Origin of the sequence: Micromonospora sp. M42, assembly GCF_000568915.1 — a bacterium.
GTDB lineage: Bacteria > Actinomycetota > Actinomycetes > Mycobacteriales > Micromonosporaceae > Micromonospora > Micromonospora chalcea.
Genome location: NZ_KK037233.1, coordinates 5348359 through 5372988 on the forward strand (window position 1 = coordinate 5348359; position 24630 = coordinate 5372988).

A 24630-nucleotide genomic window follows, 5' to 3' on the forward strand; every position below is an offset into this window, starting at 1 on the left:
TGAGCGCGCAGCACCCGGAGACCGCCGCGGCGCTTCACCGCGCGGCGCTCCTCCTCGCTCATCCCGCCCCAGACGCCGGCGTCCTGACCGGACTCCAGCGCCCACTGCAGGCACTGGTCGGTCACGGGGCAGCGCCGGCAGACGGCCTTCGCCTGCTCCACCTGAAGGAGGGCCGGGCCGGACGTCCCGATGGGGAAGAACAGCTCCGGGTCCTCGTCGCGGCAGACCGAATCGTGGCGCCAGTCCATGGCGGCAACACTCCTCATTCTTAGTGGGTGGCCAGTAAACGCTTCGTTGCTATTCCTATTTGCGTCCGCATTGCCGAAGGGTGACGGTCAGCATCCATCAATTCGGCGCAGCGTGAGCAGGCTGTGGGGTGCCTGGACCTGCTGGAACAGCTCAACCGAACGAGCATATCCAGGCAATGTCCCGGCAACACGAGTTCGCTTGTGAATACTTTCACGAACTACAGCGATGTCAAGGGTGCCGCTCGGAAAAACTCCGAACAGTGAGCGGGCTCACCACCCATTTGTCCGGGTTTACCAGGGTCCTGGTTACCCGGCGTGCCACAGTCGATAATCAATGTAGTACGGTCTGCGTGACGTTGCTGACATTTCCGGCACCCTTCCTCGGCGTGGCGGCCACCGCGCCCGCGCGGCGGGGGGATCCGCGTCAACCGACTGGAGTACCCGAGACCTAGCAGATTACTCTCAGTGCCGCCGGCACGGAGGTGAATCGGACTTTCTCCCGCTCGCCGAGGTAGTCCCCGTCCATCTGGAACGGCAGTGGGCGCTCCGAGCGCAGGGTGAACTCCGCCAGGTCGTGCAGGCGCAGCACCTGCTTGCCGTGCGGGTCCGGCTTCCGGGAGAAGAACTGCGCCGCCGTACGGGCCGTGCTGGCCACCCGCAGCCGCCGCAGCGCGAGCACGTCGAGCCCGAGATCGAACGAGGCTTCCGGGTTCGGGTTGATCTCCCGGTCGCCCAGGTACGTCCACGGCGCGGTGTTCTGGATGATCGCCGTGGCCAGCTCCGTGTCCGGCGCCTCACCCGGACGCTCCAGCGTGATCGACGGGTGGCGGCGGTCCGAGCCGACGAAGTACTGGCTCGCGGTGGACCGGAAGTAGAGCGCCGGCGTGGAGACGCGCCCCTTCCTGCGGGACTGTTCCACCCGGCGGATGACCGCCGCGTCCAGCCCGAAGCCGGCGCAGAACGTGAAGTAGCGGTCGTCGGCCCGGCCCAGCCCGATCGTGCGGGACCGGCCCAGCCGCAGTCCCTCCAGGATCATGCTGGTGCCGTCCGGCCATTCCCGGGGCAGCCCGAGCGCGCGGGCGAAGACGTTCGTCGAGCCGCCGGGCACGGTGGCCAGCGCGGGCAGCCGCTCGGCCGAGGTCTGCCCGGTCCGGAACGTCGGCGGCTCCGCCGCCATCAGGCCGTTTACCACCTCGTTGACGGTGCCGTCGCCACCGAGCGTGACCACCAGGTCGACGCCCTCCTGGGCGGCCTCCCGGGCCAGGTCCATGGCATGGCCCCGCCGGCGCGTGTAGCGCACCGACAGGTCGACTTCACTGCGCAACGCCCGGACCAGCACGTCCCGGCTGCGCTCGCTGGTGGTGGTGGCCTTCGGATTGACCACCAGGACGGCCCGCATGGGCGGCACTGTACCGCGACTACCCACCGGTATCGTGGCGCCCGTGACGATCGACTCCGACCCGGTCCCCGGCACGCTGCGCGCCGCGGTGCTCCTGCTACGCGCGGAGGCGGCGGCGCTCGGGCTGATCGCGGTGTGGCTCATCTGGTCCGACCTCACCGCTGAGACGACGGACCTGGTCTCGGCGCTGTGGGTGACCGCGTTCGCGATCGGCGGCGCGGTGGCGCTCTGGGCGCTCGGCGGCGCGTTGTCCCGCCGTCGCGCCGGCGCACGCGCGCCCGCGATCGTGCTTCAGCTCATGCTGCTGCCGGTCGGCTGGTTCATGATCGAGGGCGGCATGGGCTGGCTCGGGCTGCCGCTCATGGCGTTCGGCATCGGCATGGTCGGGTTGCTGGTGAGCGGCCCGACCAACCGCGCGCTCGGCTTCGGCGACCCGGCCCGCTGAACGCCGGACGGCCGCCGGAGCGGTGGCCGCGACCCGGTCAGTAGCCGCCGGCGCGGCGGGTCAGCAGCGAGATGGTGGCCCGGCCGTCGGTCGCGTGGGCGTTGGCCCCGGTGGTCAGCGCAGTGAGCACCTTCCAGGCGAACGACGACTCCGACGGCAGCGTCGCGCCCCGGACCGTCGGCACCGTGACCTCGACGGTGAGCGCGTCCTCGGTGACCGCGAACCGGCACTCCAGCTCGGCGTCGCGGGTGGCGATGGCGAGCAGCATGGCGCACGCCTCGTCGACGGCGATGCGCAGGTCCTCGATCTCGTCGAGGGCGAACTGCAGCCGGGCCGCGAGGCCGGCCGTGGCGGTGCGGAGCACGCCGAGGTAACCACCGTCGGCGGGCACGGTGAGGTGGACGACGTCGTCGTCAGTCGTCGGGTGCCCGGTCAGTTGAGTCACGGCTCCTCCCCCCGGTGCGGGACTCTACCCGGTCAGGGGGCCGGCCGCGTGGGCGCGGCCGTCGCGTGCGTGGCGAGCTCGCGCAACGCGGGTCCGGCCAGGCGGTACGGGGTCCACTCGTCCATCGGCGTGGCGCCGATCGCGGCGTAGAAGCGGGCTGCCGGGTTCCAGTTGATCATCCACCACTCCAGCCGCTGGTAGCCGCGCTCGACGCAGATCGCGGCGAGGGTGGCCAGCAGCATCCGGCCCGCGCCGGTGCCCCGGGCGGCCGGGCGGACGTACAGGTCCTCCAGGTAGATGCCGTGCACGCCGGCCCAGGTGGAGAAGTTGAGGAACCAGAGCGCGAAACCGATCGGCTGGTCCGCCGCGTCGACGGCCACGTGACCGAAGAGCGCCGGCGCCGGCCCGAACAAGGCCGCCTCCAGCTGCTCGGCGGTGAGGTGGCACTGCTCCGGGGCGCGCTCGTACTCGGCGAGTTCGTGCACCATGGCGACGACGGCCGGTACGTCCCCAGGACGTACCGGCCGGATCGTCGGAGTGCCGTCGGGCGACGTCACGCCTGCTTGGTCTCCCAGAAGATCTTCGAGATCTCGTCGATCTTCGCCAGCAGCTCGTCCGCCTTGGCCGGGTCGGTCGCGCCCTTGGCGCCGGCCGCGCCGGCCAGCTTGGTGGCCTCGTTGAACAGCTGGTGCAGGTGCGGGTACTTCTCGAAGTGCGGCGGCTTGAAGTAGTCGGTCCAGAGCACCCACAGGTGGTGCTTGACCAGCTCCGCCCGCTGCTCCTTGATCAGGATGGCGCGGGTGCGGAACTCCGGGTCGGTGTTGGCCTGGTACTTCTCACAGATCATTTTGACCGACTCGGCCTCGATCCGGGCCTGGGCCGGGTCGTATACGCCGCAGGGCAGGTCGCAGTGAGCGCTGGCCGTCACCCGGGGCGTGAGGATGCGGGGAAGGCGCATCAGGGTCCTCCATGGGTTGTTTGCGATGATCCAAGACGACATTACTCCTGGAGACGCCCTCGGGGGCTGGGAGGTGACATGGCGCCCACCGGCGAACCTCCGGCGCTGCGTGGCCCGCTGACGCCGGTGCTGGTGACCGGCCCCTCCATGTCCCCCACGCTGCGGCACGGCGACGCGGTGCTGGTCCGCACCGGCGGCCGGGCGGTGCGCCCCGGTGACGTGGTCGTCGCGGTCTTCCGCAGCCGTCCCGACCTGCTCGTCGTCAAGCGGGCGGTGGAACCGCGCGACGGCGGCTGGTGGTTGCGCGGCGACAACGAGTTCGTCGCCGACGACTCCCGCGCGTACGGGGTGGCCGACGTCCGCGGCCGGGTGGTGGCCCGCTGGTGGCCGCGTCCGGGACTGGTCAGGGGCCGGTAACGACCGGAGCGGATATGACCCCGCTCACATACTGGCTGCCGAAGCGTGACTATGCTCGGAAAGTGCCCGGGTGACCCCCGCACCGCCGCGCCGCCGGTCGCTGACCACCGCTGACCACGCCGGCCGGTCCGTCTGCTCGACAGATCCTGGAGTCACCATGTCTTCGTCCACCCCGGACCCCGCCGATCCCGTCTTCCGCCTGCACGTCGGCGGCAAGATGGCAGTCGCCTCCACCGTCCCGCTGACCAGCCGCGAGGACCTCTCCCTCGCGTACACCCCGGGGGTTGCCCGGGTGTGCGAGGCGATCGCCGCCGACCCCGCGCTCGCCGACACCTACACCTGGGTGTCGCACACCGTCGCGGTCGTCACCGACGGCTCCGCCGTACTCGGTCTGGGCAACATCGGCCCGCGCGCCGCGCTGCCCGTGATGGAGGGCAAGGCGGTGCTGTTCAAGCAGTTCGCCGGCGTCGACGCGGTGCCGGTCTGCCTGGACACGCAGGACGTGGACGAGATCGTCGCGACGGTCAAGGCGCTCGCGCCCTCGTTCGGCGGGATCAACCTGGAGGACATCAGCGCGCCGCGCTGCTTCGAGGTGGAGCGGCGGCTCGACGAGGCGCTGGACATCCCGGTCTTCCACGACGACCAGCACGGCACCGCGATCGTGGTGCTCGCCGCGCTGCGCAACGCCGCCACGCTGCTCAACCGCAAGCTCGGCGACCTGCGGGTGGCCGTCAGCGGCGCGGGCGCGGCCGGTGTCGCGGTGACCAAGATGCTGATCGCCGGCGGCGTCGACCCGGCCGGGGTGGTGGTGTGCGACTCACGCGGCATCATCGGCCGGCACCGCGAGCTGACCGGCACCAAGGCCGAGCTGGCCGAACTCACAAACGCCGAGGGCCGCCAGGGCGACATCACCGAGGCGCTGCGCGGCGCGGACGTGCTGATCGGCGTCTCCGGCGGCCAGATCCCCGAGGCGGCGGTGGCCGGCATGGCCCCCGGCGGCATCGTGTTCGCGCTGGCCAACCCCACCCCGGAGGTGCACCCCGAGGTGGCCGCCCGGCACGTGGCGGTGGTCGCCACCGGGCGCAGCGACTACCCGAACCAGATCAACAACGTGCTCGCGTTCCCCGGCGTGTTCCGGGGCGCGCTGGACGCCGGCGCCACCCGGATCACCGACTCGATGAAGGTGGCCGCCGCCGACGCCATCGCGAACGTGGTGGCCGAGTCGCTGACCGCCGACGCGATCGTGCCCTCGCCGCTGGACCCCCGGGTCGCGCCGGCGGTGGCCGAGGCGGTCGCCGAAGCCGCCCGCCGCGACGGCGTCGCCCGCCGCTGAGATGTAAGGAAGGGGCCCTTCTTAACGCCTCCGGTAGAGGAAGGGCCCCTTCTTAACTGCTGCTCAGCTTGTTACCGTGCCGATCATGCGTGCTGCCTTCGCCTCGGCCTTCGACACCGACAACCCGCTCGCCGCGCTCGCCGTCGGCGACCGTCCCGAGCCGACCCACCCACAGGACGACTGGGTCACCGTGCGGGTCCGGGCCAGCTCGCTCAACCACCACGACCTCTGGTCGCTGCGCGGTGTGGGCCTGACCGCCGACCAGCTCCCGATGATCCTCGGCTGCGACGCGGTCGGCACCGACCCGGACGGCAACGAGGTCGTCATCTACCCGGTGGTGCCCACCCCGGGCGACCCGCGCGGGGTCTCCATCCTCTCCGAGCACTACCAGGGCACGTTCGCCGAGCTGGTCGCCGTACCCCGGATGAACCTCCTGCCGCTGCCCGACGGCCTGTCGGCCACCGACGCGGCGTGCCTGCCCACGGCCTGGCTCACCGCCTGGCGGATGCTGACCACCAAGGGCCGGGTCGCCGACGGCGAGTCGGTGCTGGTCCAGGGCGCCGGCGGTGGCGTGGCCACCGCGGCTGTCGCGCTCGGCGTCGCACTCGGCAAGCGGGTGTACGCGACCAGCCGCGACGCCGCCAAGCGGGAGCGGATCGCCGAGCTGGGCGCGACCGCGCTGGAGCCCGGCGCGCGGCTGCCGGAACGGGTCGACGTGGTGATCGAGACGGTCGGCGCGGCCACGTTCGACCACTCGCTGAAGTCGGCCGCGCCGATGGCCCGGATCGTGGTCTCCGGCGCCACCTCCGGCCACGAGCCGAAGGTCAACCTGCGCCGGGTCTTCGCCATGCAGCTGGAGATCCTCGGCACCTCGATGGGCACACCCGACGAGCTGACCGAGCTGCTCGCGTTCTGCGCCGAGCACGAGGTGCGGCCGGTGGTCGACCGGGTGGTGCCGTTCAGCGAGATCACCGAGGCGTTCGCCCGGCTGCAGTCCGGCGACGTCTTCGGCAAGGTGGTCGTCGACCACACCGCCTGAGGCGCGCGGCGCGGATGGTGCTCGGCGCTGGCGGCGCGCGGCGCGGCGTGTTAAGAAGGGGCCCCTTCTCTACCGGAGGCGTTAATAAGGGGCCCTTCCTTACAGCCGGTCGTCGAGCGTGGCCACACCGCCGCGGGCCGCGGCGGCGGGGAGGCGCTCCTTCGCCGCCGGGTCGCCGTAGAGCGTCCAGCGGAGGAACTCGATCGTGGTGTCCGCGACCACGCCGAGCGCCTTGCCGTCGCCGAGCAGCGCCCGGCCGTGGTCGCCCTTCGGCAGGCTGAGCATCGCCTTCGGCCACGGCACCGCGTCGAAGACGGCCTTGCCTGCGGCGTACGACACCACCTCGTCGGCCTCACCGTGCACGTACAACTGCGGCGCGACGGTGCCGGCGAACGCGGTGCCCACGCCGAGCGCGGTGCCGGCGAAGACGATGCCCGCGTCCAGCCGCGCGTCCCGGCCCGCGGTGAACAGGCCGATAGTGGTCACGCCACCGGCGCTGTGCCCGGTCGCGGCCACCCGCTCCGGGTCCAGCCGGCCACGCAGCGGATCGCCCGCCTTCTCGCCGAGCGCGAGCACCCGGGTCAGCACGTACGACACGTCGGCCGGCTGGTTCAGCACGTCCAGCGCGTTGCCGTCGGTGCCCCGAGAGGTGTGCGGGAAACGTGGCGCGGCGACCACGAAACCGGCCGCCGCCCAGCGCGTGAGCAGCACCTGGTAGTCCTCCGGCCGGGCGGTCAGCCCGTGGCTGAACAGCACCACCGGGAACCGCCCGTCCGCCGCCGGGGCGGAGCGCTCGACCGCGCCACCGGCCGCGCCCGCCGCCGGGTACCAGATCGTCACCGGCAACGGCCGGTTGCCGTCCCGGTTCAGCTTCACCTGGCGTACGCCGACCGCGAAGCTCTCCGTGGGCGCCTTGCCGGCGGGTACGCGCGGGGTCGGTGTGACGCTTGTCGGTGCGGTGTCCGGAGCGGGCCGCCCGGCCGGGGCGGCGGGCTGCTCCGAGCAGCCGGCGAGGGCGGCGCCGAGGACGGCGGCGGTGAGCAGGGCGACGGGACGACGGCGCATGAACTGAATTGTGCCTCGCGATCGCCTGTGACCCCGCCCGGTCAGCCGGTCGGGTGGTCGCACGCCGATGCCCGGAGCCGGGCCAGGTCGGCGGCGTCCTTGGCACGGCGGGGCCGCTCCGGCATCCAGACCGGGAACATCTCCTTGAACTCGATCTGCGCGGCGACGCTGATCACCGGGGCCGCGAGCGGACCGATCCGGCCGGGTGGGGCGCTCAGCATGCCCTCGGGCAGGACGGTGCCCGCCCACGGTCCGGCGCCCACGACGACCCGGCCCGCCGTGTCCCGGTCGAGGTACGCGAAGCTCAGCTCGACGTCGTCCCGGACCAGGTCGAGCTGGAGCGTTGCCGGCATTCGGGGGTCGGGCCGCCAGCTGAGCGCGCCGAGCCGGTCGGCCAGCAGGTCGGCGTCCCGCCGCCAGCAGTACCAGTCGACATCGACGTGGGGGCGGCTCACCGCTCCGAGGTGGAAGTCCATCGCCCAGCCGCCGCGCAGCCAGACGTCGATCCCGGCCGCTCCGGCCACCTCGACGACCTCACGGATGGCGCCCAGTTGCCGCCCTTCCAGCCCGTCCACGCCCGCACCCTACCCACCCCTGCCCCGGCTCGCGTCGATCATGAAGTTGGCGGCATCTGCTGTCCGGTTTGTCGCCGTCAACCTCATGATCAACGGCGCTGGGCCGGGTGCGGTCACGTGGGGAGGGAGTGGGTCGTGAAAGTTGTGCCGGGGGATGTCGCGTCGGCGGGGAGGCGGCGCAGCGCCGCCCGGTCGGCGTAGAGCGTCCAGCGCAGGAAGTCGGTGGTGGTGGCGAGCACCTGGGGGAAACCGGCCCGGCCCGGCGTCAGATACTCGCCGTGGCCCTGACCGCGCAGGCTCAGGAAGGCGGCCGGCCCGAGGCAGCGGGCGTACGCGGCCCGGCCGATCGACTCCGGCACGATCCGGTCGGCGCTCCCGTGCACGAACAGCATCGGCGCGAGCGGACGGGAGAAGCCGGCGACCATCCGGCCACCGGCGATCACGATCCCGGCCCGTAGCGGGGTCGGTTGCCCGGAGGCGAACATTCCGAGGCTGGTGTGACCACCGGCCGAGTGCCCGGCGGCGGCGAACCGGTCCACGGCCAGGTGCGCGCCGAGCGGGTCACCGGGGCGGGTGCCCAGACGGACCAGGTGACGGACCAGCCGCCAGGCGTCGGCCGGCTGGTTGCGTACGTCGTCGCGGGTGTAGCTGCGGGCGCGCAGGCTCGTACGCGGGTAGGTGGGCGCTACCACCACGAACCCGGCGGCCGCCCAGCGGCTGGTCAGGGCGGCGTGCAGCGCGGGCAGGCTGCGCAGCCCGTGGCTGTAGAGGACCACCGGGAACCGGCCCGCCGCGAACGGCGCGCCCGGCCGCACCCGTGGCCCGTCCAGCGTGCCGGTGCCGGACGGCCCGGCGGCGGGGCCGGTCGAGGTGGCGGCGGGGCCCGGCGAGAGGGCGGCGTCACGTGCGGGGGCGGAGCCGGGTAGCGCGGCGGAGCCTGACGCGGTGGTCCGATCGGGCTTGGTGGCGAGGGTCTGTGCGGTGGCGCGGGCCTGTCCGGCGGGATCCGTGGACGCGGACGGGGTCGCCTGCGTGGGCAGGTCGGCCGGGTACCAGACGGTGACCGGCAGCGGCCGCGCGCCCTCCGGGTCGAGCGTGAACTGGCGCATCCCCACCGCGTACTGGCGATCGGGCGCGGGCCGGACACCGGCCGGTACGGGATCGGTGGTGGCGACGGCCTGGCCGCAGCCGGCCAGCAGCGCCGTCATCAGCGCGGCCACCAGCCGCTGCCCCCTCACACCTGCACGGTAGGCAGCCGAGTGGTCGGTCCGCGCCCGCCGTCCGGATCGGCTGCCGTCACCACCCGGCCGGGCGACGCCTCCACCGGCCGGGCGGGTTTGCGCGGGCCGGGTGAGCCGGATGTCGAGCTCCGGCCTGGCGGGGCGGCCTGGTCCGGCCGGTTTCGCTAGGGTCACCCGCATGGCTGAGAACTACACCGACCCGAGTGGCAACACAGCGCAGTTCCGCGCGTTCGTCGATTCGCCCGAGCCGGCCGCGTCGGCGTCGGCGCCGTCCCGGGTGCCGCTGATCGCCGGTGTGGCTGTCGCCGTCGTCGTGGTGGTCGCGCTGGTCGCCTGGATCGCCCTGGGCTGACCCGGCCGCCGCGCGCCGGTCGCCGGCAGCGGCAGGGTCGGCACCTGAGACGCTGGGGTCACGCCACCCCGCCGAGGTAGCGGCACCGTCGCCCCGAACGCGGTCAGACGCCCAGCACCTCGCGGGTCTCGCGGGCGATCTCCCGCTCCTCGTCGGTGCCGACCACGAGCACCGCCACCTCCGCGCCGTCCGGCGAGACGATCCGGTCGCCGTGGCCGTCGTTGCGCGCCGGGTCGACGGCGATGCCGAGCCGCTCCAGCCCGGCCAGCGACGCGGAACGCACCGGCGCGGCGTGCTCGCCCACCCCGGCGGTGAACGCGATCGCGTCGACCCGGCCGAGCAGCGCGTAGTACGCGCCGACGTAGCCGGTGATGCGCCGGCAGTAGACGTCGAAGGCCAGTGTCGCGTCCGGGTCACCGGCGGCACGCCGGGCCAGCACCTCACGCATGTCGTTGGCGCCGGTCAGCCCGAGCAGGCCGCTGCGGTGGTTGAGCAGGTCGTCGATGTCGTCGACGCCCATACCGCCCTCGCGGCGCAGGTGGAAGATGACTGTCGGGTCGAGGTCGCCGCTGCGGGTGCCCATCACCAGGCCCTCCAGCGGTGACATGCCCATCGAGGTGGCCACGCTGCGGCCACCCTGGACGGCACAGGCGCTCGCCCCGTTGCCCAGGTGCAGCGTGATGGTGTTGAGCTGGTCGTACGGGCGGTCGAGCAGGTCCGCCGTGCGCCGCGAGACGTACGCGTGCGAGGTGCCGTGGAAGCCGTAGCGGCGGACGCCGTACCGCTCGGCGGTGGCCTTGTCGATCGAGTACGTGGCGGCGGCCTCGGGCAGCGTGTGGTGGAACGCGGTGTCGAAGACGGCCACCTGCGGGACGTCCGGCAGCGCCTCCAGCGCGACGCGGATGCCGGCCAGGTTGGCCGGGTTGTGCAGCGGGGCCAACGGCACCAGGTCCTCGATGGCGGCGACCACCGCGTCGTCGATGCGTACCGGCTCGCTGAACTTCCGCCCGCCGTGCACCACCCGGTGGCCGACGCCGGCCAGCCCGGTCAGGTCGAGCCGACCGATGATCTCCCGGACCGCGCTCTCGTGGTCGGCCGGCCCGCCGCCGGGTTCGCCGATCCGTTCGACGGTGCCCTTGTCCAGGACGTCGTCGCCGTCGTACAGCCGGTACTTGACCGACGAGGATCCGCTGTTGAGGACCAGGATGCGGCTCATTCCGACGCCTCCGCGGCGGCCTGGATGGCGGTGATCGCCACCGTGTTGACGATGTCGGGCACGGTGGCGCCGCGGGACAGGTCGTTCACCGGCCGCCGCAGGCCCTGCATGACCGGCCCGACCGCCACCGCCCCGGCCGACCGCTGCACCGCCTTGTACGTGTTGTTGCCGGTGTTCAGGTCCGGGAAGATGAACACCGTGGCGCGCCCGGCGACCGGGCTGTCCGGCAGCTTGGTGGCGGCCACCTGCGGGTCGATCGCCGCGTCGTACTGGATCGGGCCCTCGACCAGCAGGTCGGGCCGGCGTTCCCGGACCAGCTTGGTGGCCGCCGCGACCTTCTCCACGTCGGCGCCCGCGCCGGAGCTGCCGGTGGAGTAGGACAGCATCGCCACCCGCGGCTCGATGCCGAACCGGGCCGCGGTGTCGGCCGACGAGATGGCGATGTCGGCGAGCTGGTCGGCGTCCGGGTCGGGGTTGACGGCGCAGTCGCCGTAGACGAGCACCCGGTCGGCGAGCAGCATGAAGAAGACGCTGGAGGCGACCGAGACGCCCGGCACGGTCCGGATGATCTCGAACGCGGGCCGGATGGTGGCGGCTGTGGTGTGGGTGGCGCCGGACACCATGCCGTCGGCGTGGCCGGTCTGCACCATCATCGTGCCGAAGTAGTTGGGCTGCGCCACGATGTCGTGCGCCAGTTCCACGGTGACGCCGCGGTGGGCGCGCAACTGCGCGTACGCCTGCGCGAACTCGTCCCGCCACGGGCTGGTCGCCGGGTCGACCACCTGCGCGTCGCCGAGGTCCACGCCCAGTTCCCGGGTGCGGCGGGCGATCTCGTCCGGGCGGCCGAGCAGCGTGATCTCGGCGACGCTCCGGCGCAGCAGCACCTCGGTCGCGCGCAGGATCCGTTCGTCGGCGCCCTCGGGCAGCACGAGCCGGCGGCGCTGGGCGCGGGCCCGGTCGATCAGGTCGTTCTCGAACATCAGCGGGGTGACCCGCGCGGACCGGCTGACCCGCAGCCGGCGGGCCAGGTCGTCGGTGTCCACGCAGCGTTCGAACGCGCCGAGCGCTGCTTCGACCTTGCGCGGGTTGGCGGTGCTGGGGCGGCCCTCGATCCGGCTGGACGCGGACACCGTGTCGTAGCTGTCGCTGGGTACCGACAGCACCGGGAGCCCGGTGTTCATCCGCTCGACCAGGCGCATGGCCCGCGGGTCGGGCTGTTCGCCGAGCGTGAGCACCAGCCCGGCCAGCGACACCTGCCCGGCGACGTGCGCGGCCCCGGCGGCCACCAGCAGGTCGGCGCGGTCGCCCGGGGTGATCACCAGCGCCCCGTCGGTGAGGTGGTCCAGCAGCGTCGGCACGTGCGCCGCGCCGACCACGTAGTCGAGCACGTCACGGTCGAGCGCGGTCTCGTCGCCGGTGAGCACGGTGCCGCGCAGCGCCGCGGCGACCTCGGCCACCGTCGGCGCCGACACGGTCGGCACCTCCGGGATCGCGTACGCGGGCACCGGCAGCTCGGGCAGCGTCATCGGCTCCGGCACGCGGTTGGCCAGCGCCGCGATCACCGTCGCGCCGAGGTCGACCAGATCGTGGTACGCGCCGCGCAGCGCCGCCGCGATCGTCTCGGGCGTCTGCCCGAAACCGTCGACCACCGGGACCACGACGCTGCTGAACTCGGTCGCGAGCCGGGCGTTGAAGGCCAGCTCACGCGGGCCGGTGCCGTCGCCGTAGGCGAAGTCGCTGCCGACCACCACTATCGCCGGGCAGCGGCGTTCGACCTCCCGGTAGCGGGTGACGATCCGGGAGATCAGCTCCTCCCGGCGGCCGTCCGCGACGAGCGCGCTCGCTTCGGCGTACGTGGCGCCGTACAGCTCGTCGACCGGCAGATCCATCCGGTAGCGCTCGGTGAGCAGGGCCAGGATCGGGTCGGTGCCGTCGCCGGTGACGAGCGGCCGGAACGCGCCGATTCGTTCCACCTGGCGGGACAACAGCTCGGCCAGCCCGAGCGCCACTGTCGATTTTCCCCCGCCCGAGCCAACGCCGGTCAGGTACACGCTGCGCGCCACGGCACCCAACCTACAAGATCGAGGTCGGTGCTGTCCGTTCTGCCTGGTCAGCACGGCTAGCCGGGGGAGAAGGCGGAAGTTTCTCGCATCTACACTTGGCCGTGTGGAAGGCCCGACAGCACTGATTCCCGTCGTACCGGAATCGCCCCCCGTCTTCGTCGACCCGAGCGGGCGGCGACGCCGGCGGCTTCGCCGTCTCGCCTACTGCGCCGGCGCGGCCGGCGTGGTCTACACGGTCATGGTCGGGGTCAGCTTCGCCGGCGGTCCGATCACTCCGGACACCGTCATCCCGTTCGTCGAGTCGACCAGCGAGCAGCGGCTGCCCTCGCCGAAACCGTCGGACACCCCCGCGCCGACCCGTGCCACGCCGGACACGCCCACCGACATCCGCACCGCGCCGGTGCGGGTGCCGGCAACCTCCGTCGCCCCCGCCGCCACGGTCCCGCCGAGCCCCCGGTATCCCCGGCCGACCCGGACCGCACCGACCGCGCCCCGGCCCGTCCAGACGCCGGCCACCACCGCGCCGCCCACCGCCCCCACCGCCGAGGTGCCGCCGCCCGTTGTCGACCCGCCGGCGGTTGTCGACCCGCCCGCCGCGCCGGCCGCGCCCGCCGATGAGTGACCAGGCGCCCGCCCGCCCGAACCCGCAGACAAGTGAGCAGCCCACAGTCACGCTGGACCCCCGCCGTGTGCGGGCCGCCCGCCGGCACCGGGCCGGGCGGCAGCCGGACGACGCGCCCACAGCCGTGCTGGACGTCCGGCAGATCCCCGGCGTGCGGCAGATCCCCGGCGCGCGCCGGTCCCGTGGGCGGCGTCTCCTGCCCCGGCCGAGCTGGGCCCTGGTCGCCATGGTCGTGGTCGTCCTGGGCGGTCTGCTGGTCGTCGAGGCGTACACGAACGCCGCGTTCGTACCGGACAACCGGGTGACGCCCGGCAGCCAGCGGGAGGTCCCCAGCTCGGTGGTCGGCGGCGGCCCGATCGTCAACGTCGGCGCGGAGGGCCGGACCCAGTCGCACCGCCTGCCGCCGCGGACCGTCGCGCTCACCTTCGACGACGGACCCGACCCGCGGTGGACGCCGGAGGTGCTGCGTGTCCTGGACAAGTACCAGGTCAAGGGCACCTTCTTCGTCATCGGTTCGCAGGTCGTCAGAAACCCGGAGGTGACCCGCCGGCTGGTGGCCGAGGGCCACGAGCTGGGCGTGCACACGTTCACCCATCCCGACCTCGCCGCGCTGCCGGAGTGGCGGCGCGAACTGGAGTACGCGCAGACGCAGCTCGCCATCGCCAGCACCACAGGTGTCCGGACGTCGCTGCTGCGCTTCCCGTACTCGTCCCGGGCGGACGCGTACACCGACCGGGACTGGCCGATGCTGCGGCAGGCGGGCGAGCTGGGCTACCTCACGGTCGTCAACGACGTCGACAGCCGGGACTGGGAGCTGCTCCCGGTCGAGGAGATGATCGCGAACGCCACGCCGGACGGGACGGCCGGCACCATCGCGCTGTGGCACGACTCGGGCGGCGACCGGGCCGGCACCGTGGCCGCGCTGGAGCGGTACATCCCGGCGATGCTGGAACGCGGCTACCGCTTCACCACCGTCAGCGAGGGACTCAACCGGACGTTCGCGGCCGCGGGTGTGTCCGGCCCGGTGGGCGGGCACACGGCGGCCCCGCTCGACGAGCGGTTGCGGGGCCACGTGCTGGTCGGCGCGGTACGCGTCGCCGACGGCATGTTCGGGGTGCTCGGCGTCTTCTTCGTTCTCGTCGGGGTGCTCACGATCGGCCGTACCCTGCTGCTGTTCGTCGTGGCCCCGCGGCACGCGCGCCGCCGCCGTCGCCGTCGCCGCGACTGGTCCTGGGGCTCGCCGGTCACCGAACCGGTCTCGGTGATCGTGCCCGCGTACAACGAGCGGGAGGGCATCGCCGCGGCGGTCCGCTCGCTGGCCCTGGGCGACCACCCCGGCGGCATCGAGGTGGTGGTGGTCGACGACGGCTCGACCGACGGCACCGCCGACATCGTCGCGGCGCTGCACCTGCCGAACGTGCGGGTCGTGCGCAAGCCCAACGGCGGCAAGCCCAGCGCGCTGAACACCGGCGTCGCGCTGGCCCGGCACGACCTGATCGTCATGGTCGACGGCGACACGATCTTCGAGCCGGACTCGGTCCGCCGGCTGGTCCAGCCGTTCGCCGACCCCCGGGTCGGCGTGGTCGCCGGCAACGTCAAGGTCGGCAACCGCCGCGGCCTGATCGCCAAGTGGCAGCACATCGAGTACGTCATCGGCTTCAACCTCGACCGCCGCCTCTACGAGACGCTGCGCTGCATGCCCACCGTCCCCGGCGCGATCGGCGCGTTCCGGCGGCAGGCGCTGGAGCAGGTGGGCGGCCTGACCGACGACACGCTCGCCGAGGACACCGACGTCACCATCGCCGTCGGCCGCGCCGGCTGGCACATCGTGTACGAGGAGAGCGCCCGCGCCTGGACCGAGGCGCCGACCACCATCGGCCAGTTGTGGAAGCAGCGGTACCGGTGGAGCTACGGCACCATGCAGGCGATGTGGAAGCACCGGCGCTCGGTGATCGAGAGCGGTCCGTCGGGCCGGTTCGGCCGCCGGTGCCTGTCGTTCCTGACGCTGTTCGGCGTGCTGCTGCCGCTGGCCGCCCCGGTGATCGACCTGCTCGCCATCTACGGGCTGATCTTCCTGGACCGCAGCGACACGGTGGTGGCCTGGCTGGTGATGCTCGCGCTCCAGTTCCTCACCGCGGTGCTCGCCTTCCGGCTGGACCGGGAGAGGCTCGGCGTGCTCTGGGTGCTGCCGTTGCAGCAGTTCGTCTACCGGCAGGTCATGTACCTGGTGCTGCTCCAGGCGGTCGGCACCGCGCTGACCGGCGGCCGGCTGGGCTGGCAGAAGCTGCGGCGTACCGGGGACCTGCGGGTCGCCGGGCGAGGCGCGGCCGGCTGAGGCCGCGCCCGGCCGCGCGCGTCAGTCGTCGTCCGGGTCGTCGAGGCGGGCCAGCCAGGTGGCGAACCGCTCGATCGGGGTCTCGAACTCCGGGTTCAGGTCGACGAAGTCACGCAGCCGCTCGCCCAGCCACTCCAGGCTGACCTGCTCGTCACCCCGGCGCTCGACCAGCTCCTCGATGCCACGGTCGGTGAAGTACACGGTGTTCCTCTCGTCGTACGGCAACGGCCCGCCCCGGGTCGGGACGGGCCGCTGCCGGTGGTGTCACGGGCGGGGGAGAGCCGCCTCGATCAGCGCGTTCTGCTCGACCTCGTGCATCTTCGCCGAGCCCACGGCCGGGGCGGCGGCGGCCGGCCGGGAGATGCGGCGCAGCCGGACCTCGGGCAGGTGCTCCAGCAGGTTGAGCGCGACGAACGACCAGGCGCCCTGGTTGGCCGGCTCTTCCTGGACCCAGGCGAAGTCCTCGGCGTTCGGGTACTGCGCGAGCGCGGCCCGGACCTCCTCGACGGGCAGCGGGTAGAGCTGCTCCATCCGGATGATCGCGGTGTCCGTCACGCCCCGCTCCTGCCGGGCCTGGAACAGGTCGTAGTAGACCTTGCCCGAGCAGAGCAGCACCCGCTTCACCTGCTCCGGCGCCGGAGCCGCGGTGTCGGCCAGCACGGGCTGGAACGTCCCGGTGGTGAAGTCCTCCACCGGCGACACGCAGAGCTTGTGCCGCAGCAGCGACTTCGGCGTGAACACCACCAGCGGCTTGCGCTTGGGCGACATGGCCTGGCGGCGCAGCAGGTGGAAGTAGTTCGCCGGGGTGGTCGGGATGGCCACCCGCATGTTGTCCTCGGCGCAGAGCTGGAGGAACCGCTCCGGGCGGCCGGAGGTGTGGTCCGGGCCCTGGCCCTCGTGGCCGTGCGGCAGCAGCAGCGTCACCGCGGAGCGCTGACCCCACTTCACCTCGCCGGACGAGATGAACTCGTCGATCACCGACTGGGCGCCGTTGACGAAGTCACCGAACTGGGCCTCCCAGGCCACCAGCGCGTTGATGTTCTCCACCGAGTAGCCGTACTCGAAGCCCATGGCCGCGTACTCGGAGAGCAGCGAGTCGTGGACGAAGAAGCGCGACCGCTCGCCGTCGGCGGTGAGCGACATCAGCGGCAGGTAGTCCTCGCCGGTCTTGGCGTCGACCACCGAGGCGTGCCGCTGGACGAACGTGCCGCGGCGCGAGTCCTGCCCGGCGAGCCGGACGGTGACGCCGTCGTGCAGCAGCGTGCCGAACGCGATGATCTCGGCGAAGCCCCAGTCGATGCCGCCCTCGACGGACATCTTGCGGCGCCGCTCCAGCAGCTGCTGGATCCGCTTGTGCGGGGTGAAGCCCTCCGGCAGGTTGACGTGCGCCTCGCCGATCGCCTTGACCACCGCGGCGTCGGTGGCGGTGTCGACATGCGGCTCCGGCTCCTCCTCCCGAGGCGGGCGGCTGAGCTGACGCGGTGTGGTCGCGGCGTCCCGGGTGGCCTTGAAGACCCGCTCCAGCTGCCCCTGGTAGTCGCGCAGCAGCTCCTCCGCGTCCTCCACGGTGATGTCGCCGCGCCCGATCAGCTCCTCGGTGTAGAGCTTCCGGACCGACCGCTTGGAGTCGATGATCTTGTACATCTCCGGGTTGGACATCGACGGGTCGTCGCCCTCGTTGTGCCCGCGCCGGCGGTAGCAGACCATGTCGATCACGACGTCCTTGTTGAACGCCTGCCGGTACTCGAACGCGAGGCGGGCCACCCGGACCACTGCCTCCGGGTCGTCGCCGTTCACGTGGAAGATCGGCGCCTGGATCATCCGGGCCACGTCGGTGCTGTAGAGGCTGGACCGGCTGTACTCCGGGGCGGTGGTGAAGCCGACCTGGTTGTTGACGACCACATGCACGGTGCCGCCGGTGCGGTAGCCGCGCAGCTGGGACAGGTTGAGCGTCTCGGCGACCACGCCCTGGCCGGCGAAGGCGGCGTCACCGTGCACCGCCAGCGGCAGCACGGTGTAGCCCTCCAGCTTGAGATCGATCCGGTCCTGCTTGGCCCGGACTATCCCCTCCAGCACCGGGTCGACGGCCTCCAGGTGCGACGGGTTCGCCACCACCGACACCTTGACCGCGTGCTCGCCGTCCGGAGTGGTGAACTTGCCGTTCTGGCCGAGGTGGTACTTCACGTCGCCCGAGCCCTGCGTGGAGCGCGGGTCGAGGTGCCCCTCGAACTCGGAGAAGATCTTCTCGTACGGCTTGCCGACGATGTTCGCCAGCACGTTGAGCCGGCCGCGGTGGGCCATGCCGATGACGACCTCGTCCAGCCCGGCCTCGGCGGAGCACTCCAGCACCTCGCCGAGCAGCGGGATCAGCGACTCGCCGCCCTCCAGCGAGAAGCGCTTCTGGCCGACGTACTTGGTCTGCAGGAACGTCTCGAACGCCTCGGCGGCGTTGAGCCGGTTCAGCACGTGCTTCTGCTCGTCCTGGCTCGGCTTCTCGTACTTGCGCTCGACCCGCTCCTGGATCCAGCGCCGCTCCTCCGGGTCCTGGATGTGCATGTACTCGATGCCGACCCGGCGGCAGTACGAGTCGCGCAGCACGCCGAGGATCGAGCGCAGCTTCATCCGCTGCTGGCCGGCGAAGCCGTTGACCGGGAAGACGCGGTCGAGGTCCCAGAGCGTGAGCCCGTGCTGGAGGACGTCCAGGTCCGGGTGCTTCCGGATCTTGAACTCCAGCGGGTCGGTGTCGGCCATCAGGTGGCCGCGCACCCGGTACGCGTGGATCAGCTCGTGCACCCGCGCGGTCTTGTTGATCTGGCCTTCGCTGTCGACTGCGACGTCGCGCATCCAGCGCACCGGCTCGTACGGGATGCGCAGCGAGGTGAAGATGTCGTCGTAGAAGCCGCGCTCACCGAGCAGCAGCTCGTGCATGACCTTCAGGAACTCGCCGGACTGTGCGCCCTGGATGATCCGGTGGTCGTACGTGCTGGTCAGCGTGATGACCTTGCTGACCGCGAGCTGGGCCAGGGTGGCCTCGCTCATGCCCTGGTAGGGGGCCGGGTATTCCATCGCGCCGACGCCGATGATGGCGCTCTGCCCCTGCATCAGGCGCGGGATCGAGTGCACCGTGCCGATGCCGCCCGGGTTGGTCAGCGAGATCGTGGTGCCGGAGTAGTCCTCCATGGTCAGCTCGTTGCGGCGGGCGCGCCGGACCACGTCCTCGTACGCCTGCCAGAACTGCCGGAAGTCCATCTGCTCGCAGCCCTTGATGGACGGCACCACCAGGTTGCGCGAGCCGTCCGGCTTGACCAGGTCGATCGCGATGCCCAGGTTGACGTGCTCCGGGCGGACCATCGCCGGCTTGCCGTCGACCTCGGCGAAGGAGTTGTTCATCTCCGGGTGCTCGACGACCGCACGGACGAGCGCGTACCCGATCAGGTGGGTGAAGCTGACCTTGCCGCCGCGACCCCGGGTCAGGTGGTTGTTGATCACGATGCGGTTGTCGACGAGCAGCTTGGCCGGGACGGCGCGCACGCTGGTGGCGGTCGGGACCGACAGCGACGCGTCCATGTTCTGCACGATCTTGGCGGCGACGCCGCGCAGCGTCGTGGTGCCGGCGGCGCTCGCGGTCGGTGCCTTGGCGGCCGGCTTGGCCGGGGCGGACTTCTTGGCCGGCTCAGGCGCCTTCGCCGCCGGCTTCGCCGCGGGCCTGGCCGGGGCGGCCGCCTTCGGCTCGGCCTTGGCGGGGGCCGCCTTGGCGGGCTGCTCCTTGACCGTGGTCACTGCTTCCTGCTGCTCGGCCGGCTCCGGCTTCGCGGCCGGCTTGGCCTGCCCCTCCGGGCGCGGCGTGGCGGCGCCCGGGGCCGGCCGGTAGTCGGCGAAGAAGTCGTGCCAGGCCGAATCGACGCTCGAGGGGTCGGCGAGGTAGCGCTGGTACATCTCCTCGACGATCCACTCGTTCGGGCCGAAACCCGCCAGTGGGTTCTCCTGCGAAGTCTGCTGGGTCGACACGGCCGCTAATCGCCTCTTTCACGCGGTTGTGAATGTCACGGTGGCCCCCGGTGACCCCCGGTTGCCGACGCTGGGTAAACCGATGCCAAGGCTACGCCGTGCGCTGAGCGCAGGCATTCTCGCCTCCGGCTGGTGGTCCGTTTCACAGAAGATGCCAGAAGTTCGGCAAACGCTGCGTGATCCGGCGACTCCTGCTAGACGGCGAAGGCCCCGGCCGGTGACGGGTGTCACCGGCCGGGGCCCGGCCTGAGCGCGAGGTCAGGAGATGTCGCGCTTGCGGATCGTGGCGACGCCGATCGCGCCGGCCACCACCGCGTACCCGATCAGCACCAGCGCGCCCGCCCACTGCGGCGGGTTGCCCGGGATGTTGGTGTCGCCGCCCACCATGAGCCCGGAGGCCAGCGACGGAACCAGCAGCTGGAGCTTGTTGATCCAGTCGCCGTACCGCGAGGCGAGCAGGCTCAGCACGATCGCCGCGCCGATCGCGCCACCCAGGTAGAACAGGATGCCGGTCACGGTGGCGCCGATCTGGCTGCGGATCAGCACGCCGAGCCCGACGCCGAGCACCGACCAGAGCACGTAGGCCAGGCCGTTGAGCGCGATCGCCCGCCAGATCGCCCCGCTGCCGAGCTGCGAGCCGACGTCCACCGAGCTGAGGATCAGCGGCGCGGTGATCAGGTTCAGCACCGTGGTGACGAGCCAGAACAGCAGCGCCAGCACGCCAGCCGCGGCCAGTTTGGCCAGCATCACCGCGGTGCGGTGCGGCGCGGTGAGGAACGTGGTGGTCACCGTCTGGTGGAAGAACTCGCTGGTCACCACCACGATGCCGAGCAGCAGCACGATGAGCAGGCCGAAGAACTGGCCGTTGGTGTAGAGGTTGGCCGCCAGGTTGTCGGCGGCCGAGATGGCCTGCAACTGGTCGGACTGCTCGGCCGGCACCTCGCCGAAGTCCCCGCCGGCCAGCGCCTCGGTCTGCAGCCAGTTGAAGAACAGCGTGAGCGCCCACAGCGCCAGGCTGATCAGCCCGAAGATCCACCACGTGCTGGTGGTACGGATCTTGAGCAGTTCGGATCGGACAAGCGTCATCGGATCTCCGCCTTTCCGGCCGTCAGCTCCAGGAAGACCCCTTCGAGGTCGGGCCGCTCGGTGGTCAGCTCGTGCAGCTCGACCTTGGCGGCCAGCGCGAGGCGGCCCACGGTCGGGGCGTCCACGCCGCTGACCAGCAGCGCGCCGTGCGGGTCGGCGTCGACGGTGGCGGACTGCTCGCGCAGCACCGTGGCCAGCTCGTCGGCCTGCGGGGTGCGCACCCGCACCCGGACGCCGTGCGTCATCGACGCCATCACCTGGTCGACCGGACCCTGCCGGACCAGCTTGCCGGCCGCGATGATCACCACGTCGTCGGCGAGCAGCTGCATCTCGGAGAGCAGGTGGCTGGAGACCAGCACCGTACGACCCTCGGCGGCGAGCCCCTTGAGGAAACCGCGCATCCAGCGGATGCCCTCCGGGTCCAGGCCGTTGGCCGGCTCGTCCAGGATCAGCACCTGCGGGTTGCCGAGCATCGCCGCGGCGATGCCGAGGCGCTGCTTCATGCCCAGCGAGTAGCCCTTGAACTTGCGCTTCGCCGCGGGCGAGAGCCCGACCAGGGCGAGCGCCTCGTCGGCGCGCTCCTTCGGCAGCCCGGCCGCCGCGCAGATCACCCGCAGGTGGTTGATGCCGGTGCGGCCCTTGTGCGCGCTGGACGCCTCCAGCACCGCGCCCACCGTGCGCAGCGGGTCGGGCAGGTCGGCGTACCGGCTGCCGCCGATGGTCGCCGTGCCGGCACTCGGCGTCACCAGGTTCAGCAGCATGCGCAGCGTGGTCGTCTTACCGGCGCCGTTCGGGCCGAGGAAGCCGGTGACCCGGCCCGGCTCGACGGTGAACGACAGATTGTCCACCGCGCGGACGGTCTTGTATTGCTTGGTCAGGCCGGACACGATGATCTGGCCGGTCCCGGCACTGGGGCGTGGCTGCCCGTCGGACATCATTCTCCTCTCCTGCCCCGGCGGGCATGACGCGCGCCGGTGGGGGCGCTGTTGCGGGGGCGCCCCGCAACAGCCTTCCAACCCGGCGCAAGGGGGTCAATCAGGCGGGACGTGTACGCGCCGTCCTCCTCAGGTAGGACATCAGGCGGTCGCCAGCGCCACCCAGGTGGCCCGGGCGCGGCCGAGCAATGCGCCGTCCGCACCGTACAGGCTGGTGTGCACCTCCGCCTTCCGCCCCTCACCGCCCACCGCGAGGCCGGTCACCACGCATTCGTCGCCGGGTCGTGGCAGCGCCGTGACCTGTGCGGCGATCCGCCCCAGGACGTACGGGCGGCCGGGCGCGAGCACCGCCCAGCCACCGGGGCAGTCCAGCGCCGCCCACACCGTCGCGGGCGTCACCTCGGCCGGGGCGCGGAACGGCGCGGCGGTCCGCCCGTCCGGCAGCCGCCCCGGGAAGATCCGCAGGCCGTCCGGGTGCGCCGGGCCGCAGACGAAGCAGCGGGGAAACGGGTGGTCCAGCAGACCGGGGTACGCCCGCGCGGCGTCGGCCGCCGTCGCCCGGTCCACCGGCGGCACCACCGCCTCGACCGCCTCCACCCGGCGTACCTGGGCGATCAACTGGCCGTCCGGGTCGCGTACCTCGCCGTCGGCGGCGGTCAGCGGGGTCTCCAGCGGCGGCGGCCGGCGCAACGTGACCTCCACCGGCCCCCGGCCGTCGATCAGCGCGGCGAAGATCCCGGCGCTCCAGCCGCCGTTGCCCGAACCGTCCGGTCCCTGGAACCGGGCCTCGACCAGCATGCGCACCTCCGGGTTCACCTCCGCCGGCGTCCTCGCCGGCGTCCGGCAGCCTCGCACACACCCGCGCCGCACCGGCCGTCCCGGTGCGCACGACGCCGCCGACCGGCGTTCACCGGATCGACACCCCTCACCCCGCCCGGTGGCAACCCACGGCACCTACACAGGAGCCATGGCCGTTCTGCACGCCGCTGGCGCACCGCTCACGACCAGCGGTTACACCCTGCTGATCGCCGACGACCCGACACTGGTCGCGGCCGCGCAACGCCTGCGCCACGAGGTGTTCGCCGGCGAACTCGGCGCCACAGTGCCGAGCGCCGTCACCGGGCTCGACTCCGACGAGTTCGACGCGCACTGCGACCACCTGGTGGTGCTGCGCGAAGGCACCGCCGAGGTCGTCGGCACGTACCGGCTGCTGCCACCCGGCCGCACCGCACGCCGGTACGCCGACGGCGAGTTCGACCTGCGCCCGCTCGCCCCGCTCCGCGACGACCTGGTCGAGGCGGGCCGCTCGTGCGTGCACCCGGACCACCGGACCGGCGCCGTGATCAACCTGATGTGGGCCGGGATCTGCCGCTACCTGCATCTGCGCGGCTCCCGCTGGCTCGGCGGCTGCGCCTCGGTGCCGGTCGCCGACGGCGGGGTCGCCGCCGCTGCGGTGTGGGCCGAGGTCAGCGCCCGGCACCTGGCCCCGCCGGCGCTGCGGGTCACCCCGCGCCGACCCTGGTTCGCCGAGGCGCCCGCCGCCGACCCGGGCGCGCTCACCCTCGCCGGGGGCCGGGCGCTCGTGCCGCCGCTGCTGCGCGGCTACCTGCGGCTCGGCGCCTGGGTGGCCGGTGAGCCGGCGTACGACAGCGACTTCGGCTGCGCCGACTTCTACGTGCTGTTCTCGCTCGACCGGATGAACCCGCGCTACCTGCGGCACTTCCTCGGCGGCGGCTCGTGACCGCCGCTGCTCCTCCGCGTGGCAGGGCCGCGGCCGGTCCCGTCGGGGGCGTGGCCGGTCGTGCCGGGGGCGGGCCGGGCAAGGGCCTGTGGCGGCCCGCGTCGGGCTGCGGGCGGACTGCCTGCCGCCGCCCACCACCCCGGACGTGTCGCGCCTGCGCCGGGCGGGACGGCTGCTCGGCGTACTCGGAATGCTGCTGGCCGGGGCCGGCCTGGCCGCGCTCCTGCCGCTGCTGCCGGCGGCGCGTGGGCGGGCCGCGACGCGCGGCTGGGCGCGGTGGACGCTGCGTACCCTCGGGGTGCGGCTGGTGGCCCGGGGCCGGGCGCCGCGTGGCCGGGTGTTGCTGGTCGCCAATCACGTCTCCTGGCTGGACGTCCTGGCGGTGCTGGCGGTCTCGCCGGCCCGGATGCTGGCCAAACGCGAGGTGCGGCGCTGGCCGGTGGTGGGTGCGCTCGCCGCCGCGGCGGGCACCGTGTTCGTGGACCGGTCCCGCCCGCGCGACCTGCCCGCCACCGTCGCGCGCGTGGCCGAGTCGCTGCGCTCCGGGCGGCCGGTGGCGGTCTTCCCGGAGGGTACGACCTGGTGCGGCGCCGCCACCGACTGTCGCCCGGCCGGTGGCTTCCGCCCGGCGATGTTCCAGGCCGCCGTGGCCACCGGCACGCCGGTGGTGCCGCTGGACCTCGCCTACCGGTACGGCGGTGACCCGGGCACGCTCGCCGCCTTCCTCGGCGAGGAGACGCTGTGGGCCTCGATGCGCCGGGTGCTCGCCGCCCGGGACCTGACCGTGGTCGTGACGGTGCGGGCCGCGCTGTACCCGGCGCCGGGGGCGGATCGTAGGGCGCTGGCCCGGGCCGCCGAGGCCGCGATCCGCCCGACCCCGCCCGTCCGCAGGCCTGACCGGCGCGCGCGTCGCGCTGGACCGTCAGAGATCTTGGAAGCAAACGGCCGTCATGAGGACCTTTTGCTTCCAAGATCTACCGCCTGCGGGCGGACGAGCGGCGTCGGAGACGCGACACAGTCGCGATAGGCGCTTGTTCAGTCGCGATGTATCGCGTTACGCTCCTCGCGTTACTCGACGTGCCGTCGGTCGGTACGTCGTCGAGGGGA

23 protein-coding genes and 1 pseudogene are annotated in these 24630 nt (G+C 72.8%); 9 read left to right on the forward strand and 15 right to left on the reverse strand.

Translation table 11 applies throughout. The features are described from left to right. On the reverse strand, positions 1-248 hold a 248-nt coding region (locus tag MCBG_RS24705), incomplete at its 3' end, for a WhiB family transcriptional regulator (protein ID WP_084789686.1). A gap of 448 nt (positions 249-696) precedes the next feature. Continuing rightward, positions 697-1647: a diacylglycerol/lipid kinase family protein gene (locus tag MCBG_RS24710; protein ID WP_043328518.1), complete on the reverse strand. Its 951-nt coding sequence runs from the start codon at positions 1645-1647 to the stop codon at positions 697-699. Positions 1648-1690: 43 nt separating this feature from the next. Between MCBG_RS24710 and MCBG_RS24715 the strand changes: the two genes are divergently transcribed. Then, on the forward strand, positions 1691-2092 hold the full coding sequence (locus tag MCBG_RS24715; RefSeq protein WP_043328520.1) for a hypothetical protein: 402 nt from the start codon (positions 1691-1693) through the stop codon (positions 2090-2092). Between the two features lie 37 nt (positions 2093-2129). Here the strand turns inward: MCBG_RS24715 and MCBG_RS24720 are convergent, their stop codons facing one another. Genes MCBG_RS24720 through sodN form a run of 3 tightly spaced genes read right to left on the reverse strand, consistent with a single transcriptional unit; the run spans position 2130 to position 3495 of the window. Continuing rightward, positions 2130-2537 carry an ATP-binding protein gene (locus MCBG_RS24720; protein ID WP_030503230.1) on the reverse strand — a complete coding sequence of 136 codons (408 nt, stop codon included), beginning with the start codon at positions 2535-2537 and terminating at the stop codon, positions 2130-2132. A gap of 32 nt (positions 2538-2569) precedes the next feature. Continuing rightward, positions 2570-3094: a GNAT family N-acetyltransferase gene (locus tag MCBG_RS24725; protein WP_043328524.1), complete on the reverse strand. Its 525-nt coding sequence runs from the start codon at positions 3092-3094 to the stop codon at positions 2570-2572. After that, positions 3091-3495 carry a superoxide dismutase, Ni gene (sodN, locus tag MCBG_RS24730; RefSeq protein ID WP_043328527.1) on the reverse strand — a complete coding sequence of 135 codons (405 nt, stop codon included), beginning with the start codon at positions 3493-3495 and terminating at the stop codon, positions 3091-3093. The genes MCBG_RS24725 and sodN overlap by 4 nt, the downstream gene beginning before the upstream one ends. A gap of 78 nt (positions 3496-3573) precedes the next feature. Here sodN and MCBG_RS24735 point away from each other — a divergent pair, with 78 nt between their 5' ends. The 3 genes from MCBG_RS24735 (at position 3574) to MCBG_RS24745 (ending at position 6284) form a co-directional block, all read left to right on the forward strand. Then, positions 3574-3912: a S24 family peptidase gene (locus MCBG_RS24735; protein ID WP_043328529.1), complete on the forward strand. Its 339-nt coding sequence runs from the start codon at positions 3574-3576 to the stop codon at positions 3910-3912. 157 nt (positions 3913-4069) lie between these two features. Beyond that, on the forward strand, positions 4070-5245 hold the full coding sequence (locus tag MCBG_RS24740; protein ID WP_043328531.1) for an NAD(P)-dependent malic enzyme: 1176 nt from the start codon (positions 4070-4072) through the stop codon (positions 5243-5245). A gap of 85 nt (positions 5246-5330) precedes the next feature. Further along, a complete protein-coding gene (locus tag MCBG_RS24745) occupies positions 5331-6284 on the forward strand; it encodes a zinc-binding dehydrogenase (protein ID WP_030503225.1) in 954 nt (317 codons plus the stop codon). Between the two features lie 99 nt (positions 6285-6383). Here MCBG_RS24745 and MCBG_RS24750 read toward each other — a convergent pair whose 3' ends face one another. The 3 genes from MCBG_RS24750 to MCBG_RS24760 all read right to left on the reverse strand — a co-directional run bounded on the left by MCBG_RS24750 (position 6384) and on the right by MCBG_RS24760 (position 9162). Further along, on the reverse strand, positions 6384-7349 hold the full coding sequence (locus MCBG_RS24750) for an alpha/beta hydrolase family protein (RefSeq protein ID WP_043328533.1): 966 nt from the start codon (positions 7347-7349) through the stop codon (positions 6384-6386). Between the two features lie 41 nt (positions 7350-7390). Further along, positions 7391-7924, reverse strand: coding sequence for a nucleotidyltransferase domain-containing protein (locus tag MCBG_RS24755; protein WP_043328535.1), 534 nt, complete (start codon positions 7922-7924; stop codon positions 7391-7393). Positions 7925-8037: 113 nt separating this feature from the next. Then, on the reverse strand, positions 8038-9162 hold the full coding sequence (locus MCBG_RS24760) for an alpha/beta hydrolase family protein (protein WP_043328537.1): 1125 nt from the start codon (positions 9160-9162) through the stop codon (positions 8038-8040). Between the two features lie 181 nt (positions 9163-9343). Here MCBG_RS24760 and MCBG_RS33195 point away from each other — a divergent pair, with 181 nt between their 5' ends. Next, positions 9344-9517 (forward strand): hypothetical protein, encoded by a 174-nt coding sequence (locus MCBG_RS33195; protein ID WP_166457193.1) that lies wholly within the window; start codon positions 9344-9346, stop codon positions 9515-9517. A gap of 103 nt (positions 9518-9620) precedes the next feature. Here the strand turns inward: MCBG_RS33195 and MCBG_RS24765 are convergent, their stop codons facing one another. Both MCBG_RS24765 and pta read right to left on the reverse strand, forming a co-directional pair. Continuing rightward, entirely contained in the window at positions 9621-10733 is a 1113-nt protein-coding gene (locus MCBG_RS24765; RefSeq protein WP_043328539.1) for an acetate/propionate family kinase, read from the reverse strand. Further along, positions 10730-12805 (reverse strand): phosphate acetyltransferase, encoded by a 2076-nt coding sequence (gene pta / locus MCBG_RS24770; RefSeq protein ID WP_140946433.1) that lies wholly within the window; start codon positions 12803-12805, stop codon positions 10730-10732. Before pta ends, MCBG_RS24765 begins: the two co-directional genes overlap by 4 nt. A 94-nt stretch (positions 12806-12899) precedes the next feature. On the opposite strand from pta, the gene MCBG_RS33200 reads away from it, so the two are divergent. Together MCBG_RS33200 and MCBG_RS24780 are read left to right on the forward strand one after the other, a co-directional pair. Further along, complete coding sequence (locus MCBG_RS33200; protein ID WP_181373785.1) at positions 12900-13418, forward strand: hypothetical protein; 519 nt, start codon at positions 12900-12902, stop codon at positions 13416-13418. Next, the gene (locus MCBG_RS24780; RefSeq protein WP_043330956.1) at positions 13411-15753 is read left to right on the forward strand and encodes a bifunctional polysaccharide deacetylase/glycosyltransferase family 2 protein; all 2343 of its coding nucleotides are present in this window, start codon (positions 13411-13413) and stop codon (positions 15751-15753) included. The genes MCBG_RS33200 and MCBG_RS24780 overlap by 8 nt, the downstream gene beginning before the upstream one ends. Positions 15754-15774: 21 nt before the next feature. On the opposite strand, the gene MCBG_RS24785 is transcribed toward MCBG_RS24780, so the two are convergent. The 5 genes from MCBG_RS24785 to MCBG_RS24805 all read right to left on the reverse strand — a co-directional run bounded on the left by MCBG_RS24785 (position 15775) and on the right by MCBG_RS24805 (position 22580). Next, the gene (locus tag MCBG_RS24785; protein ID WP_030503218.1) at positions 15775-15954 is read right to left on the reverse strand and encodes a DUF6104 family protein; all 180 of its coding nucleotides are present in this window, start codon (positions 15952-15954) and stop codon (positions 15775-15777) included. A 63-nt stretch (positions 15955-16017) separates the two neighbouring features. Further along, positions 16018-19761, reverse strand: a complete 3744-nt coding sequence (locus MCBG_RS24790) for a multifunctional oxoglutarate decarboxylase/oxoglutarate dehydrogenase thiamine pyrophosphate-binding subunit/dihydrolipoyllysine-residue succinyltransferase subunit (protein ID WP_043328543.1) — start codon at positions 19759-19761, stop codon at positions 16018-16020. 258 nt (positions 19762-20019) lie between these two features. After that, positions 20020-20847: an ABC transporter permease gene (locus tag MCBG_RS24795; protein WP_043328545.1), complete on the reverse strand. Its 828-nt coding sequence runs from the start codon at positions 20845-20847 to the stop codon at positions 20020-20022. Next, positions 20844-21785, reverse strand: a complete 942-nt coding sequence (locus MCBG_RS24800) for an ABC transporter ATP-binding protein (RefSeq protein WP_369799327.1) — start codon at positions 21783-21785, stop codon at positions 20844-20846. The genes MCBG_RS24795 and MCBG_RS24800 overlap by 4 nt, the downstream gene beginning before the upstream one ends. A gap of 138 nt (positions 21786-21923) precedes the next feature. Next, entirely contained in the window at positions 21924-22580 is a 657-nt protein-coding gene (locus tag MCBG_RS24805) for a hypothetical protein (protein WP_043330957.1), read from the reverse strand. A gap of 169 nt (positions 22581-22749) precedes the next feature. Here MCBG_RS24805 and MCBG_RS24810 point away from each other — a divergent pair, with 169 nt between their 5' ends. Then, on the forward strand, positions 22750-23523 hold the full coding sequence (locus MCBG_RS24810; protein WP_043328549.1) for a GNAT family N-acetyltransferase: 774 nt from the start codon (positions 22750-22752) through the stop codon (positions 23521-23523). A gap of 50 nt (positions 23524-23573) precedes the next feature. After that, positions 23574-24550 (forward strand): annotated as a pseudogene (locus MCBG_RS24815) (lysophospholipid acyltransferase family protein). Positions 24551-24630 lie beyond the last annotated feature (80 nt).